3 tRNA genes are annotated in these 276 nt (G+C 61.6%); all 3 read right to left on the bottom strand.

From position 1 onward, the window contains the following. Positions 1 to 77: transfer RNA gene (locus FEI13_RS18925), tRNA-Asp, on the bottom strand. Between the two features lie 3 nt (positions 78 to 80). Continuing rightward, positions 81 to 157: transfer RNA gene (locus tag FEI13_RS18920), tRNA-Val, on the bottom strand. A 42-nt stretch (positions 158 to 199) separates the two neighbouring features. Then, positions 200 to 276 (bottom strand) — tRNA-Asp (locus FEI13_RS18915).

Genomic DNA, 276 nt, shown 5'->3' with positions numbered 1-276 from the left:
TGGCGGACCGGACGGGACTCGAACCCGCGACCTCCGGCGTGACAGGCCGGCATTCTAACCAACTGAACTACCGGTCCGCATGGTGGGTGATACCGGACTCGAACCAGTGACCCCCAGCATGTGAGGCTGGTGCTCTAACCAACTGAGCTAATCACCCACGCGTTACTGCAACTCTTGCTACTGCTGTCTCATGCCATCGTGGCGGACCGGACGGGACTCGAACCCGCGACCTCCGGCGTGACAGGCCGGCATTCTAACCAACTGAACTACCGGTCC

The organism is Halomonas urmiana (assembly GCF_005780185.1).
In the GTDB taxonomy this organism is placed as follows: domain Bacteria; phylum Pseudomonadota; class Gammaproteobacteria; order Pseudomonadales; family Halomonadaceae; genus Halomonas; species Halomonas urmiana.
Note: the sequence above shows the minus strand (reverse complement) of the source record. Positions and strands in the feature narration are given on the sequence as shown.